This is a genomic window from Serratia nematodiphila DZ0503SBS1 (assembly GCF_000738675.1).
Classification (GTDB): domain Bacteria; phylum Pseudomonadota; class Gammaproteobacteria; order Enterobacterales; family Enterobacteriaceae; genus Serratia; species Serratia nematodiphila.
The window spans coordinates 3,812,441-3,825,679 of record NZ_JPUX01000001.1; the positions used below are offsets into that span (position 1 = coordinate 3,812,441).

General features: G+C 57.2%; 13 protein-coding genes and 3 tRNA genes. 12 read left to right on the plus strand and 4 right to left on the minus strand.

Annotated features, from left to right (window positions below; translation table 11 throughout):
• Positions 1-322: 322 nt before the first annotated feature.
• Both JL05_RS17555 and sodB read left to right on the plus strand, forming a co-directional pair.
• Positions 323-1,141 (plus strand): C40 family peptidase, encoded by an 819-nt coding sequence (locus JL05_RS17555; RefSeq protein WP_004931330.1) that lies wholly within the window; start codon positions 323-325, stop codon positions 1,139-1,141.
• Positions 1,142-1,340: 199 nt separating this feature from the next.
• Positions 1,341-1,919: a superoxide dismutase [Fe] gene (gene sodB, locus JL05_RS17560; protein ID WP_021505464.1), complete on the plus strand. Its 579-nt coding sequence runs from the start codon at positions 1,341-1,343 to the stop codon at positions 1,917-1,919.
• Between the two features lie 64 nt (positions 1,920-1,983).
• Here sodB and cydH read toward each other — a convergent pair whose 3' ends face one another.
• Positions 1,984-2,073 (minus strand): cytochrome bd-I oxidase subunit CydH, encoded by a 90-nt coding sequence (gene cydH, locus JL05_RS25425; RefSeq protein WP_099032796.1) that lies wholly within the window; start codon positions 2,071-2,073, stop codon positions 1,984-1,986.
• 324 nt (positions 2,074-2,397) lie between these two features.
• On the opposite strand from cydH, the gene purR reads away from it, so the two are divergent.
• Positions 2,398-3,423 carry an HTH-type transcriptional repressor PurR gene (purR, locus tag JL05_RS17565; RefSeq protein WP_004931336.1) on the plus strand — a complete coding sequence of 342 codons (1,026 nt, stop codon included), beginning with the start codon at positions 2,398-2,400 and terminating at the stop codon, positions 3,421-3,423.
• Here purR and punR read toward each other — a convergent pair.
• Entirely contained in the window at positions 3,420-4,364 is a 945-nt protein-coding gene (gene punR / locus JL05_RS17570; protein WP_033633186.1) for a DNA-binding transcriptional activator PunR, read from the minus strand. The genes purR and punR overlap by 4 nt on opposite strands.
• Before the next feature lie 123 nt (positions 4,365-4,487).
• On the opposite strand from punR, the gene punC reads away from it, so the two are divergent.
• Together punC and cfa are read left to right on the plus strand one after the other, a co-directional pair.
• Entirely contained in the window at positions 4,488-5,699 is a 1,212-nt protein-coding gene (punC, locus tag JL05_RS17575; protein ID WP_033633187.1) for a purine nucleoside transporter PunC, read from the plus strand.
• A gap of 344 nt (positions 5,700-6,043) precedes the next feature.
• On the plus strand, positions 6,044-7,195 hold the full coding sequence (gene cfa, locus JL05_RS17580; protein WP_004931341.1) for a cyclopropane fatty acyl phospholipid synthase: 1,152 nt from the start codon (positions 6,044-6,046) through the stop codon (positions 7,193-7,195).
• A 72-nt stretch (positions 7,196-7,267) separates the two neighbouring features.
• Here the strand turns inward: cfa and JL05_RS17585 are convergent, their stop codons facing one another.
• Together JL05_RS17585 and JL05_RS17590 are read right to left on the minus strand one after the other, a co-directional pair.
• Positions 7,268-7,561 carry an I78 family peptidase inhibitor gene (locus JL05_RS17585; protein WP_004931344.1) on the minus strand — a complete coding sequence of 98 codons (294 nt, stop codon included), beginning with the start codon at positions 7,559-7,561 and terminating at the stop codon, positions 7,268-7,270.
• Between the two features lie 54 nt (positions 7,562-7,615).
• Positions 7,616-8,266 carry a riboflavin synthase gene (locus JL05_RS17590; protein WP_033633188.1) on the minus strand — a complete coding sequence of 217 codons (651 nt, stop codon included), beginning with the start codon at positions 8,264-8,266 and terminating at the stop codon, positions 7,616-7,618.
• A gap of 239 nt (positions 8,267-8,505) precedes the next feature.
• Between JL05_RS17590 and JL05_RS17595 the strand changes: the two genes are divergently transcribed.
• The 7 genes from JL05_RS17595 (at position 8,506) to JL05_RS17625 (ending at position 13,110) form a co-directional block, all read left to right on the plus strand.
• Complete coding sequence (locus JL05_RS17595) at positions 8,506-9,882, plus strand: MATE family efflux transporter (RefSeq protein ID WP_033633189.1); 1,377 nt, start codon at positions 8,506-8,508, stop codon at positions 9,880-9,882.
• Between the two features lie 181 nt (positions 9,883-10,063).
• Positions 10,064-10,140: transfer RNA gene (locus JL05_RS17600), tRNA-Val, on the plus strand.
• Between the two features lie 20 nt (positions 10,141-10,160).
• Positions 10,161-10,237: transfer RNA gene (locus tag JL05_RS17605), tRNA-Val, on the plus strand.
• Between the two features lie 20 nt (positions 10,238-10,257).
• Positions 10,258-10,334, plus strand: a tRNA-Val gene (locus tag JL05_RS17610).
• A 119-nt stretch (positions 10,335-10,453) separates the two neighbouring features.
• Entirely contained in the window at positions 10,454-10,759 is a 306-nt protein-coding gene (locus JL05_RS17615) for a cupin domain-containing protein (RefSeq protein WP_033633190.1), read from the plus strand.
• A 393-nt stretch (positions 10,760-11,152) separates the two neighbouring features.
• Entirely contained in the window at positions 11,153-12,565 is a 1,413-nt protein-coding gene (pykF, locus tag JL05_RS17620) for a pyruvate kinase PykF (RefSeq protein WP_004931353.1), read from the plus strand.
• Between the two features lie 308 nt (positions 12,566-12,873).
• Positions 12,874-13,110, plus strand: a complete 237-nt coding sequence (locus tag JL05_RS17625) for a major outer membrane lipoprotein (protein ID WP_004931354.1) — start codon at positions 12,874-12,876, stop codon at positions 13,108-13,110.
• The last annotated feature ends 129 nt before the right edge of the window (positions 13,111-13,239 follow it).

The window sequence follows — 13,239 nt, forward strand, 5'->3', positions numbered from 1 at the left end:
CAAGGATATTCGCCCGCCGCCGATCGCGTTTCACCGGCCACGTCATTCCGGTCAAAACATACGTTGAGAATAACATTTTTAATCCGACCATTTCACTAATATATTGCGCCGCGATGCCGGCGCGGCTTAATTATATCCGCCACCGTCGCCTGGCGCTTTTTTATACATCAACGGGCTGATTTTAAACCAAAAAAAATGTCATTAACGTTTTCTCACAATATGGATTATTATTTATGAGTTCTTCGCTGTTTTATATGGTGAAGTTCGGGAATACTGTAACTCTTTCGATATCCGTTTCGGGGCCAAGGTTGGTGACGTCGACATGCGTTTAATTCTTACGCTCTTTGCGCTGCTGTTTACGCAGCTCTTCTTCAATTTGGCGCACGCTGCGCCACAGGCGCGCGTTGCCGCCGAGCAGCGTAAAAGCCATGCTAATGAAGCGCGGCCCGATGACCGCAGAAAAAAGAAAGCGGATAAAGCCGCCAAAAAAGCCAAAGTGACGGCCCCCGAGAAAAAAACCAAGACCGCCAAGGCCAAAAGCGAGAAAAGCGCGAAAAAGATCGTCAGCGCCAAACCCAAGGCCAAAGCGCAAAAAACCGCCAAGATTAAAGTCACCCCGCCGAAAAAGGGCTATAAAAAAGGCTATGGCCGCCACCGCGACGCCGGTATGGCCACCGCCAAACTGGCGCGTGAAGAAAAGCCGTTAAAACTCAGCCCGGCGCACAAAAAACGTTACCAGCATGCCAAACAGACCGCGATGGCCAAGCTGATGGATCAGATGGGCAAGCCTTACCGCTGGGGCGGCAGCTCGCCGCGCACCGGCTTCGACTGCAGCGGCCTTATCTATTACGCCTATAAGGACGTGGTGAAAATCAAGATGCCGCGCACCGCCAACGAAATGTATCACCTGCGCGACGCGGCGCCGATCAAGAAAAGCGAACTGGAAAGCGGCGATTTGGTGTTCTTCCGCATCAACAACCGCGGCGTGGCGGATCATGTCGGCGTCTATCTCGGCAACGGCAAATTCATCCAGTCGCCGCGCACCGGCGAAGAGATCCGCATCAGCCAGCTCGACAACGATTATTGGCAAAACCATTACATCGGCGCACGCCGCGTAGTGACGCCGAAAACCATTCGTTAATTCCCTGTTCTGCGCGGTTGCGGCCCCGGTCGCAACCGCCTGCTCAAGCTATCGCCCATCGCACTCCCCCACGCGCATTTCTCGCTTTTCCTCCTGTTTTTTATGATGAAAATTGTTAAGATTGAATGACCACAATAAAAAACGGCCCATCTGGCTCCCGCCTGGGCGGGAAGAAAGTGGCGCTGTAAAGGAGGAAGCAATGTCGTTTGAATTACCTGCATTACCGTATGAGAAAAACGCGCTCGAGCCGCACATCTCCGCCGAGACCCTGGAATACCACTACGGCAAACACCACAATACCTACGTGGTTAACCTGAACAACCTGGTGAAAGGCAGCGAGTTCGAGGGCAAATCGCTCGAAGAGATCATCAAGACCTCCAACGGCGGCGTGTTCAACAACGCCGCGCAGGTGTGGAACCACACCTTCTACTGGCACTGCCTGTCGCCACAGGGCGGCGGTGAACCGCAGGGCGAACTGGCGGCGGCGATCGTCAAATCCTTCGGCTCTTTCGCTGCGTTCAAAGAGCAGTTCACCGATGCCGCCGTGAAAAACTTCGGCGCCGGCTGGACCTGGCTGGTGAAAAAACCGGACGGCGCGCTGGCGATCGTCAACACCTCCAACGCGGCAACTCCGCTGACCGGTGAAGATAAACCGCTGCTGACCGTTGACGTGTGGGAACACGCGTATTACATCGATTACCGCAATGCGCGTCCAAAATACCTGGAAAACTTCTGGGCGTTGGTCAACTGGAAATTTGCGGCGGAAAACCTGGCGTAAACGCAGGCCTTGCCTAAGTGATGAGGCGCAGCCAGGCTGCGCCTTTTTTATAACTGGCGGGAGATCAGTTCAACGCGGCGACAAAGCTGAAAGCGATAATCATCGCCAACGCGCCGATGGTAGTGAACAGAGACATCTTCAGATCGGTATCCATGACAACTCCTTTAAAATGGGCTTTCCTAAGGATAAAGGGCGCACAATTAGTACGTCAAATCATTTTCCCACAGTTCGCCGATAAAATCTTGTTATCATTTCCCGGTTTATAATCTCGATTACCTCTTCCACTTTTGTTCAATATGCGACAAAATTCGCAGTTCACAACTGCGTACCGGCATCCATGCCCCTCCTGATTAAGCGCTGAAGACTTCAACACACTAAAAACTCAGTTTTCGCTTCTCTGGAGAAGGATCTACGTAGGCAAACGATTAACATCACACTTACATGCTGTAAACATGTGAGTTCAGGAGTCATTCCTTACATGGCAACGATTAAAGATGTGGCCAAACGCGCGGGCGTTTCCACCACCACCGTTTCGCACGTCATCAATAAGACTCGTTTCGTCGCCGAAGAGACCAAAGCGGCCGTGTGGGCCGCGATCAAAGAGCTGCACTACTCGCCGAGCGCCGTGGCGCGCAGCCTGAAAGTCAATCACACCAAGTCTATCGGTCTGCTGGCCACCTCGAGCGAAGCGCCCTATTTTGCCGAAGTGATCGAGGCGGTGGAAAACAGCTGCTACAGCAAAGGTTACACCCTGATCCTGTGCAACTCTCACAACAATCTGGACAAGCAGCGCGCCTACCTGGCGATGCTGGCGCAAAAGCGCGTCGACGGCCTGCTGGTCATGTGTTCCGAATACCCGGATCAACTGCTGGGCATGCTGGAAGACTACCGTAATATCCCGATGGTGGTGATGGACTGGGGCGCCGCGCGCGGCGACTTCACCGACACCATCATCGATAACGCGTTCGAAGGCGGCTATCTGGCCGGCCGTTACCTGATCGAGCGCGGTCACCGCGATATCGGCGCCATCCCGGGTCAGCTGTCGCGCAACACCGGCGGCGGCCGTCATCAGGGCTTTATGAAGGCGCTGCAGGAAGCGCATATCGACATTCGCGAAGAGTGGATCGTCCAGGGTGACTTCGAGCCGGAGTCCGGCTACAAGGCGATGCACCAAATCCTGTCGCAAAAACAGCGGCCGACCGCGGTATTTTGCGGCGGCGACATCATGGCGATGGGCGCCATCTGCGCCGCTGATGAGCTGGGGCTGCGAGTGCCGCAGGATATTTCCGTGATCGGCTATGACAACGTGCGCAACGCCCGCTACTTCACCCCGGCGCTGACCACCATTCACCAGCCTAAAGAGCGCCTGGGAGAAATGGCCTTCACCATGCTGCTGGATCGCATCATCAGCAAGCGCGAAGAATCGCAGGTGATCGAGGTGCATCCGAAGCTGGTGGAACGCCGTTCGGTCGCCGACGGTCCGTTCATCGACTACCGCCGCTAATCCCCTGAGCCGGAAGCCTGCACGGCTTCCGGCGCCGCCTCGCTCAGCCACTCCTGATTCAGCGTCTCCCCATCGCCCAGATACGCCAGCAGCCAACTCATCGCCGGCGACGGTTTATCCTGCTGCCAGGTCAGGCAGCAAGGGCTGGCGGGAAACGGCTGCTGCAGCTGCAACGCCTTCAGCTCACCGCGCTGCACCAGCGGCAGCGCCCGATGCGCCGGCATCATGCCGACGCACAGTCCGGCGCACAAACAGTCGAGCGCCGACGTCCAGTCCGGCACCACCAGCCGCCGCTGGTTATCCAGCGTCCAGGTGACGCGCTTGGGCAAATTGCGCGAGGTGTCCTCCAGGCAGAGCGAGGGGTACGGCCGCAGTTGATCGTCGTGCAGCGGCCCCGCCAGTTGCGCCAGCGGATGCTGTGGGCTGACTACGCACAGCCAGTTCATGTAGCCCATGTCGCGGAAGGCAAAGCCGCCGCCGACCGGCACCGCGCGCGTGGCGCCGATCGCCATGTCCACCCTGCCGTCCACCAACGCATCCCAAACGCCGTTGAACACTTCGGGTTGCAGCATCAGTTCAACATCGGGGAAATGGCGGTAGAAATCCAGCACCAGCTGGCGGCTGCGCTGGGGTTTGACGATGATGTCGACTGCGATATTCAGCTGGCCGCGCCACCCGTTGGCCACCTGCTGACAGTGGCGACGGGTGTCGAGCATTTTTTTGATAACAACTCGCGCATCCTTGATAAACAGCGCGCCGGCCGGCGTCAACTCCACATCACGGTGACGCCGCTCAAACAGCGGCACCGCCAGCCATTGTTCCAGTTGCCGCACGGTATAGCTCACCGCCGACGGCACCCGGTGCAGCTCCTGAGCCGCCGCGCTGAAACTACCGGTGCGCGCCACCGCGTCAACAACTTCAAGAGAATATTCAGACCACATCGCTTTGCCTTCAATTTTTTTAACAGCACTTTGCAAATATTACCGTTTCACAAGCAGAGATCCAGCCGGATACACTGGCCGGCGCTAAAAACCTGCAACACTAAAATATTAACGAGAAATACCATGCGAAATTCTTTTGGCTTTATGTTCTACCTCGCCGGCCTGAGCATGCTGGGTTATCTGGCGACCGATATGTACCTGCCCGCCTTCGGCGCCATGCGGGAGGAACTGCAAATTTCCGCCGGCGCGGTCAGCGCCAGCCTGAGCATCTTTCTGGCCGGCTTCGCTTTCGCGCAACTGCTGTGGGGGCCGCTCTCCGACCGGCTGGGCCGCAAACCGGTATTATTGATTGGCCTGACGCTGTTCGCGCTCGGCTGCCTGGGCATGCTGTGGGTAGAAAATGCCGTGCAGCTCTGGATACTGCGTTTTATTCAGGCCGTCGGCGTCTGTTCCGCCACCGCCATCTGGCAAGCGCTGGTGGTCGACCGTTATCGCGAAGGCCAGGCCAACCGCGTGTTCGCCACCATCATGCCGCTGGTGGCGCTGTCACCGGCGCTGGCGCCGCTGCTTGGCGCCTGGCTGCTGAACCACGCCAGCTGGCGTGCGATCTTCGCCGCGCTGTTGGTGATCACCGCGCTGCTGCTGCTGCCGACGTTACTGCTCAAAGAGCGCGCCAAAACGCAACCCGCCGCCGACGCGCCGAAAAACGGCGTCAGCTTCTGGCAACTGTTGAAATCTCCGGTGTTCAGCGGCAACGTCGCTATGTACGCCGCCTGCTCGGCCGGTTTCTTCGCCTGGCTGACCGGTTCGCCGTTCATCCTCGGCGATATGGGCTATAGCCCGAGCGACATCGGTCTGAGCTATGTGCCGCAAACGCTGGCCTTCCTGCTGGGCGGCTACGGCTGCCGCGCCGCGCTTAAGCGCATCAATGGCAAAACCCTGCTGCCGTGGCTGCTGGTAGCTTATGGTGTCAGCATGGTGGCGCTGTATCTGGTGGCGACCCTGACCTCCCCGACGCTCACCACGCTGCTGATCCCGTTCTGCGCGATGGCGCTGGTCAACGGCGCCGGCTACCCGATCATGGTGGCGAATGCGCTGATGCCGTTCCCGGAAAGCAGCGGCAAAGCCGCCGCGCTGCAAAATACGCTGCAATTGGGGCTGTGTTTTGTGGCAAGCATGCTGGTGTCGGCGTTTATTGCCCAGCCGCTGTTGGCGACGGTGACGGTGATGGTATCTACGGTAGTCCTGGCCGCGCTGGGTTATTTCCTGCAGCGGGGAAAAGCGGCCGATGCGCAGCAAAAGGCACAGCGGGAACATGCTAACTCAGCGTCATAATTGCCAAGATTAATAATCACTTAAAGAATATGCGTGCCGAGTGCGATTTACAGTTGAGTCAACGCCTCGGCACGCCTATACTCAAAAACAACCTTGTAAAGTAACACCTTATAATCTCTATATCTCAATCAGCTATTGTGTACGCGCCTTGCGTCACACTCTTTTTTTAAAGGGGCGTTTATCCTGCGCCGTTTGCGTCGGGCCGTTTCTTTAAATTTCCTCTGTTCATAGTCGGATATCAGACGCCGCGGGCTTATTTCCCGTTGGTATAGGTATGCACCCGCAGAAATTGTCTAAGCTGTTTCCTAACGGGTCATCAGTCAGAAGAAGGTGATGGAGAAGCTATGAGTTCATCGTGTATAGAAGATCTGAGCATCCAGGATAACCAGTGGTACCGTATCGCGCACGAAATGCTCGGTCTGGCCGGTATCGAAATCAACGGATCGCGCCCTTTCGATATTCAGGTTAAAAATCCCGAATTCTTTAAACGCGTTTTGCAGCAAGGGTCACTGGGCCTGGGCGAAAGCTATATGGACGGTTGGTGGGAGTGCGAGCGGCTGGATATGTTCTTCCAGCGCGTGGTCAGCGCCGGGTTGGAGAAGAAACTCCCCCACCACCTGAAAGATACCCTGCGTATCGCCGCCGCGCGCCTGACCAATCTGCAATCGAAAAAGCGCGCCTGGATCGTCGGCAAAGAACATTACGATCTCGGCAACGATCTGTTTACCCTGATGCTCGATCCTTACATGCAGTATTCCTGCGGCTACTGGAAAGACGCCACCACGCTGGAGGAAGCGCAGGAAGCCAAGCTGCGGATGATCTGCGAGAAACTGCAGCTGCAGCCGGGCATGCGTTTGCTGGACATCGGCTGCGGCTGGGGCGGCCTTTCCGCCTATGCGGCGAAAAATTACGGCGTGTCGGTGGTCGGCGTGACCATTTCCGCCGAACAGCAGAAGCTGGCTCAGGCGCGCTGCGCCGGGCTGGATGTGCAGATCCTGTTGCAGGATTACCGCGATCTGCACCAGCAGTTCGATCGCATTGTCTCGGTCGGCATGTTCGAGCACGTCGGGCCGAAAAACTACCGCACCTATTTCGACGTGGTGGAGCGCAATCTGGCGCCGCACGGCCTATTCCTGCTGCACACCATCGGCTCCAACAAGACCGACATGAACGTCGATCCCTGGATCAACAAATATATCTTCCCGAACGGTTGCCTGCCCTCCGTGAGACATATCGCCGAGGCCAGCGAAGGCCATTTCGTGATGGAAGACTGGCACAACATCGGCGCCGACTACGATCGCACGCTGATGGCCTGGTTCGAGCGCTTCAAACAGGCGTGGCCGCAGCTCGCCGAGCGCTATTCCGAACGCTTCGAACGAATGTTCAGCTATTACCTGAACGCCTGCGCCGGCGCGTTCCGGGCGCGCGATCTGCAGCTATGGCAGGTGGTGTTCAGCCCGAAAGGCGTTGAAGGCGGCATTCGCGTCGCCCGCTAAGCACTTGCCCGACAAAAAAAGCCCCGGCAACCTCATCGCCGGGGCTTTTTTTGCTCTTTCGAACCCTGCGGGTTAACCGCAATAAACGCGAATAATTTTATCGTCGCTGTCGCCAAGGAAGTTCAGGCGGCGCAGGTTGAAATCCATGGTGACGGCAGAGTTGTACGGAATGGCTCTCACCTTGCCGTCGATCCGCACGCCTTCCAGCGAGGTCATCGGTTTGCCGACAAAATTTTGATACTGCGAAGCGCCGCAGGTATCGTCCGCATCGGCCATTTGCGCGCCCGCGCCCTGCTCAGGCGAACTGCTGCAAGCGCTCAGCGCCAGCAACGCGGTTAACAACAACGTTTTCCCATAAAACTTCACGCGTTTCTCCTCTCTGCTTATGATTCGATGCCGGCGGTCACGCCAGAATCGCTGTCAGTCTTTGTGCGCCGGCGCCATCGCCGCGGCCAACGTCGCTTCCCGATTGGCCAGCACGCGCTCGACGGTGTCCACCACCGCCTGCGTTTGCGGATCGATCTCGATGTTCACCTTGTCGCCAAGGCGTTTTTTACCCAGCGTGGTGCGATCCAGCGTTTCCGGGATCAGGTGCACGCAGAAACGGTTATTCACCACTTCGCCGATGGTCAGGCTAATGCCGTCGATGCCGATGAAACCTTTGTGCAGCACATATTTCATCAATTCCGCATCCGGCATGCGCAGCCATACCTGGCGGTTATTTTCCGAGGTATAAATCTTGGCCACTTCCGCCGTGCAGATAATATGGCCGGACATCAAATGGCCGCCAATTTCGTCATTGAACTTCGCCGCGCGCTCGATATTGACGATGTCGCCCAGCGCCAGATCGCCGAGGTTGGTCAGGCGCAACGTTTCTTTGATCAAATCGAAGCTGACGCGGTTGCCTTCCACCGCGGTGACGGTCAGGCAGCAGCCGTTATGGGCCACCGACGCGCCCAACTCCAGCCCCGGCAGCAGCTCGTCAGGCATTTCGATCACGTGGGTGCGGAAATTGGGTTTCTCATCAATGGCGACCAGCGGCGCGGTGCCTTGTACGATACCGGTGAACATATGTGCCTCTTCTTGCTAAATAGGTTAAAACGCTACCGGCAGTTTGCCCCAGTTGGCGCTGAAAACCAAATCCGCGACGGCAAAAAAAGAATGGCTGCGCATTTAATAACTATTTATCTGCGGCGTTTGCTTAACGACGCCGAGCAGGTACAATCTTTTTGACAAAATTCCGCTATTTTAATTGTTGTCCTCTCGCGGCAGCCCTCCCTCCCACATATATAAATAGAAAAGGTGTATGCGTGCAGAAGTACTTAATTGAAGCGCGTAGTTTATTGGCTCTCGCTATCCCGGTCATCATCGCGCAAATATCACAAACCGCCATGGGCGTGGTGGATACCATCATGGCCGGCGCTTACAGCGCCACCGACATGGCGGCGGTGGCGGTCGGCACCTCGATCTGGTTGCCGGCCATTTTGTTCGGCCACGGCCTGCTGCTGGCGCTGACCCCGGTTATCGCCCAGCTCAACGGTGCCGGCCGTCGCGATCGCATCGCCCATCAGGTGCGTCAGGGCTTCTGGCTGGCCTCCGGCGTCTCCGTGCTGCTGATCGTCGTGCTGTATAACTGCAAGTTTGTCATCGACATGATGCACAACATCGATCCGCAGTTGGCGGATAAGGCCGTCGGCTATCTGCACGCCATCATGTGGGGGGCGCCGGGTTACCTGTTCTTCCAGGTGATGCGCAACCAGTGCGAGGGGCTGTCCAAAACCAAACCCGGCATGGTGATCGGCTTCCTCGGCCTGCTGGTGAACATCCCGATCAACTACATCTTTATCTACGGCAAGTTCGGCATGCCGGAACTCGGCGGCGTCGGCTGCGGCGTCGCCACCGGCAGCGTCTACTGGATCATGTTCCTGATGATGCGCTGGTACGTGAAGCGCGCGCCGTCGCAGCGCGACATCAAACGCCAGGCCGGCGATCTCGGCGGCCCGGACTGGGCGGCGCTAAGGCGCCTGATCGGCATCGGCATGCCGGTGGCGCTGGCGCTGTTCTTCGAAGTCACGCTGTTCGCGGTGGTGGCGCTGCTGGTTTCGCCGCTGGGGATCGTCGCGGTCGCCGGCCACCAGATCGCGCTTAACTTCAGCGCGCTGATGTTCGTGCTGCCGCTGTCGCTGGGCGTCGGCGCCACCATCCGCGTCGGTTATCGTCTGGGGGAAGGTTCTGTCGAAGGCGCGCGCGTCGCCGCTTACTCCGCCATCGGCGTCGGCATCACCATGGCCGTCTGCACCGCGCTGTTTACCGCCACTTTCCGCGAACCGATCGCCCTGCTGTACAACGACAGCCCGGCGGTGGTGGCGATGGCCTCGCAGTTGATGCTGCTGGCGGCGCTGTACCAGATCTCGGATTCGGTCCAGGTGATCGGCAGCGGCGTGCTGCGCGGTTATAAAGATACCCGCGCGATCTTCTTCATCACCTTTATCGCTTATTGGGTATTGGGCCTGCCGAGCGGCTATCTGCTGGCGTTAACCGATGCGCTGGTGCCGGCGATGGGGCCAAGCGGTTTCTGGATCGGCTTTATCATCGGCCTGACCTTCGCCGCCATCATGATGGCGCTGCGCATGCGCTGGCTGCAGAAACAGCCGACTGCCGTTATCCTGCAGCGATCCACGCGCTGAATCCGCTCCCGGCCGGTTTCCTCCCCGGCCGGGTTGCGGTTTGCGGAAAAAAACGCCGGACTGCGCACAACCTCAGCAATCGCGTGAAATACCGAATAAAATTGCGCTTTTCCCCTTGCCAGCACGCAGGTAGCTCGTTAATATTCGTCCCCGCTGTCAGCCATGACAGGCAGGAAAAGATGCGTCCGTAGCTCAGTTGGTTAGAGCACCACCTTGACATGGTGGGGGTCGGTGGTTCGAGTCCACTCGGACGCACCAAATTCCTGAAGCAGTACAGTGCGTCCGTAGCTCAGTTGGTTAGAGCACCACCTTGACATGGTGGGGGTCGGTGGTTCGAGTCCACTCGGACGCACCAAATTTCAGAAGCAGCGCAGTGCGTCCGTAGCTCAGTTGGTTAGAGCACCACCTTGACATGGTGGGGGTCGGTGGTTCGAGTCCACTCGGACGCACCATATTGCTGATTCATCTCTCCCTGTCACGTTATACTTCCCGTTGTATCGTCTCTGCCCGACCGTTCGATTTTTCATGTCGATTGCGCCGAACTCCCGCCATCAGCCATCAGGAACGCCACATGACCACCTTCACCGCCAAAACCGCCTTTTTGCCGCTCGACAATGGCCTTGCACGCCGTGAAGGCGTGATGAGCGACGGTTCGCCGGCGGCGGAAGTGCGTTTCGAGGCCGGCGCCTTCGGCCAGCTGCAAAAGCCCGCGCACGCGCTGCAAACCCGGGTGATATCCGGCGAATTCGAGTTCACCCTCGGCGGCGACACCCGGATAGTACGTGCTGGCGAGAGCCTGACCCTGCCGGCCAACGTCGCCAGCGGCTGCTTCTGCCTGAGCGCCGGTGTGCTGCTGGAAATCCCGCAAACGCGCTAAGCCGCATTTACAGCAAGGTTATTTGCGCAACAAGCTGTACGCAACGCGTTGCATTTGCGCCACATTTGCCCTCGTTTTGACATATCCGCCGCACCGCCGCGGTTTTTTATTTTGTTTCCCGCCGCTTAGCCTTTATAATGCGCAACGTCTATCAGTTGAATGGTTTCAGCCCTTGATCTGCGAAAACGCAATAATAACACGATGTGATCTTACCCCGTTGCGCAGCATCCCCGCGCCCCCGCGCGGGCTGAATTTTTCCGCCCCACTTCAACTGTCGTCACCTATCCTTAACTATGTTTTTCACCACCAGGCACGGCCCAAATTCCCTACCGGCGTAAACCGCGCCGGTCAAATTCGTTTTTTTATCCATCACAACTTGTAGAAAACTCCGCCATGAAAAAGACCAAAATTGTTTGTACCATCGGTCCAAAAACCGAATCGGAAGAAATGCTGACCAACCTGCTCAATGCGGGCATGAACGTGATGCGTCTCAACTTCTCTCACGGCGACTATGAAGAGCACGGCAACCGCATCAAGAACATGCGCGCCGTGATGGCGAAAACCGGTATCAACGCCGGCATCCTGCTGGATACCAAAGGCCCGGAAATTCGCACCATGAAACTGGAAGGCGGCAAAGACGCCTCGCTGGTCGCCGGCCAAACCTTCACCTTCACCACTGACCAGAGCGTGATCGGCAACAGCGAGCGCGTGGCGGTCACCTACGCCGGCTTCGCCGCCGATCTGAAGATCGGCAACACCGTGCTGGTTGACGACGGCCTGATCGGCATGGAAGTCACCAACGTGACCGAGAACGAAGTCATCTGTAAGGTGCTGAACAACGGCGACCTGGGCGAGAACAAAGGCGTTAACCTGCCGGGCGTGTCCATCCAGCTGCCTGCGCTGGCCGAGAAAGACAAACGCGACCTGATCTTCGGCTGCGAGCAAGGCGTCGACTTCGTGGCGGCGTCCTTCATCCGTAAACGCTCCGACGTGCTGGAGATCCGCGAGCACCTGAAAGCCCACGGCGGCGAGCAGATCCAGATCATCTCCAAGATTGAAAACCAGGAAGGCCTGAACAACTTCGACGAAATCCTCGAAGCGTCCGACGGCATCATGGTTGCCCGTGGCGATCTGGGCGTCGAGATCCCGGTAGAAGAAGTGATCTTCGCCCAGAAGATGATGATCGAGAAATGCAACCGCGCGCGTAAAGTGGTCATCACCGCCACCCAGATGCTCGATTCCATGATCAAAAACCCACGCCCTACCCGTGCGGAAGCCGGCGACGTTGCCAACGCCATCCTGGACGGCACCGATGCCGTCATGCTGTCCGGCGAGAGCGCCAAGGGCAAATACCCGCTGGAAGCGGTCAACATCATGGCGACCATCTGCGAGCGTACCGATCGCGTGATGCCAAGCCGTATCGACACCCTGAACGATCGTCGCAAGCTGCGCATCACCGAAGCGGTGTGCCGCGGCGCGGTTGAAACCGCCGAGAAACTGGACGCGCCGCTGATCGTGGTCGCCACCAGCGGCGGCAAGTCGGCGAAATCCGTGCGTAAATACTTCCCGAACGCGGTGATCCTGGCGCTGACCACCAATGAGACTACCGCGCATCAGCTGGTGCTGAGCAAGGGCGTCATCCCGCAGATGGTCAAGGAAATCGCCTCCACCGACGACTTCTACCGCATCGGTAAAGAAGCCGCCCTGGCCAGCGGCCTGGCGCAGAAAGGCGACGTCGTGGTGATGGTTTCCGGCGCGCTGGTGCCGAGCGGCACCACCAACACCGCCTCGGTACACGTGCTGTAATATAAAACGTGACATAATTGTCTTGATCAAAACGCCGCTTTGCGGCGTTTTTTTTATCAGCAGTAAACTATTTTTCTCAAAACGCAACCGCGATCCGCTCATTATTTAGCTAATAAAGAATCGGAGTAGTCCCATGGAAGCCGGCTGTTTTCCCTCGTTTTTTTAACTAATTTGTAAAACCAGATGCAAGTTTGAGCGAACGATCAAAATAAAGCACCTCAACACTAAAAAATTATTCTCTTTCGAAAAAAGTTTGTGTAATACTTGTAACGCTACATGGAGATTAACTCAATCTAGAGGGTGTTATAATGAATCGTACTAAACTGGTACTGGGCGCGGTAATCCTGGGTTCCACTCTGCTGGCTGGCTGCTCTAGCAACGCTAAAATCGATCAACTGTCTTCTGACGTTCAGACTCTGAACGCTAAAGTTGATCAGCTGAGCAACGACGTGAACGCAATGCGTTCTGACGTTCAAGCTGCTAAAGACGACGCAGCACGCGCTAACCAGCGTCTGGACAACCAAGCTCACGCTTACAAAAAGTAAGATAGCTTTGGTTATTGAAAACGGCGCACATTGTGCGCCGTTTTTTTTGTCTGTTTGTCAGCCAGGGGGTTTCCTGCACGGCAGGCAAAAAAAAAGAGGTTCAGCACGCTGAACCCCTCTTCGACCGCT

Coding starts and splice junctions, on each gene's coding strand:
- JL05_RS17555 (WP_004931330.1), top strand. CDS start 323: ATGCGTTTAATTCTTACGCTCTTTGCGCTGCTGTTTACGCAGCTCTTC.
- sodB (WP_021505464.1), top strand. CDS start 1,341: ATGTCGTTTGAATTACCTGCATTACCGTATGAGAAAAACGCGCTCGAG.
- cydH (WP_099032796.1), bottom strand. CDS start 2,073: ATGGATACCGATCTGAAGATGTCTCTGTTCACTACCATCGGCGCGTTG.
- purR (WP_004931336.1), top strand. CDS start 2,398: ATGGCAACGATTAAAGATGTGGCCAAACGCGCGGGCGTTTCCACCACC.
- punR (WP_033633186.1), bottom strand. CDS start 4,364: ATGTGGTCTGAATATTCTCTTGAAGTTGTTGACGCGGTGGCGCGCACC.
- punC (WP_033633187.1), top strand. CDS start 4,488: ATGCGAAATTCTTTTGGCTTTATGTTCTACCTCGCCGGCCTGAGCATG.
- cfa (WP_004931341.1), top strand. CDS start 6,044: ATGAGTTCATCGTGTATAGAAGATCTGAGCATCCAGGATAACCAGTGG.
- JL05_RS17590 (WP_033633188.1), bottom strand. CDS start 8,266: ATGTTCACCGGTATCGTACAAGGCACCGCGCCGCTGGTCGCCATTGAT.
- JL05_RS17615 (WP_033633190.1), top strand. CDS start 10,454: ATGACCACCTTCACCGCCAAAACCGCCTTTTTGCCGCTCGACAATGGC.
- pykF (WP_004931353.1), top strand. CDS start 11,153: ATGAAAAAGACCAAAATTGTTTGTACCATCGGTCCAAAAACCGAATCG.
- JL05_RS17625 (WP_004931354.1), top strand. CDS start 12,874: ATGAATCGTACTAAACTGGTACTGGGCGCGGTAATCCTGGGTTCCACT.